A 1,088-nucleotide genomic window follows, 5' to 3' on the forward strand; every position below is an offset into this window, starting at 1 on the left:
TCGGCGAACACCGGGCGCAGCCACTCCAGGGTGACCGGGCGGCTCCAGCGCAGGTCGTTGCGCCAGTAACCGCCGCTGTCCCCGGACAGCGATTGGTCCTTGTAGCCACGAATCGAGGACTGCCCGCCCAGGCTCATGCGTTGCGGGCTGAACAGCACGTCTTCGCTGCGCTGGCCGGTCATCAGGCTGCTGAAACTGAAGGACTCGCCCCACAGCTGGAACGGTTGCAGGTAGCTGAGGGTGGCGGTGTATTTGCGATAGCGGGCGTCGGCCTGGCCGGGCTTCGGATCGTTGTCGTCCTGGGCATCGAAGGCGCCGATGCCTTGCTGCACGCCCGCGTCCAGGTTGACGAAGGCACTGCCGACACGGCGGCCATGGTTGATGCCGAACTGCGCTTCACTCAGGCGATGGCTGCTCACGGCGAGCTTGCTGTCTTCGATGAAATTGTTGGTGCGCAGATAAGCGAGGCCGGTGTTGAGGGACGTCTTGCTCATCGCGTCACGATGGACCACCCGCTCGACCCGCACCTGGTGGTTCTGGCTGTCGCCGGTCTGCTTGAAGTTGAACCCGTCGACCGTGCCCCGCGAGCGGTACTCGCTCTGGCTATAGGTGTAGCTGACGTTCCACCAGCCAAAGGGCAGGTTGTAATAGAGCATGGCGTTTCGGGAGGTGTGCTGGTGGTCGGTCATCGCGTCGTGACCGCCACGCAACATCAACTGATCAGCCAGACCCAGCGGACTGTCCCACTCGAAACTGCTGCCCCACTGCTGCTCGCCAGTACTGCGCTGGCCATCGTTACTGCGCGACAGCCCGGCGCGCCAGGGCTTTTTCGGCTCGTTGGTGACGCGCACTTCACTGCCGCCGACGTTCTGGCCGGGGGTCAGTTCCATCTTGGCCTGGTTCGATGCCAGGCGATTGAGCTGGTCGACCATCTGCTCGATTTCTCGCAAGTTGACCAAGTCACCCGTCTTGCCGGGAAATGCCATTGCCAGCTCACGGTCCGACAGTTGGCTGTTCTCGGCGCCCTTCAAGCCTTCCAGTCGTCCCTCGACCACCAGCACTTGCAGATGGCCCCCCGACAGGTCCTG

General features: G+C 63.4%; 1 protein-coding gene. It reads right to left on the reverse strand.

Translation table 11 applies throughout. The annotated features are described in order from the left end of the window. Positions 1-1,088, reverse strand: a 1,088-nt coding sequence (locus EGM97_RS26055; RefSeq protein WP_477788893.1) for a ShlB/FhaC/HecB family hemolysin secretion/activation protein, incomplete at both ends; no start/stop codon positions are given.

Origin of the sequence: Pseudomonas sp. AF32 (assembly GCF_022342325.2) — a bacterium.
Taxonomy (GTDB): Bacteria; Pseudomonadota; Gammaproteobacteria; order Pseudomonadales; family Pseudomonadaceae; genus Aquipseudomonas; species Aquipseudomonas uvaldensis.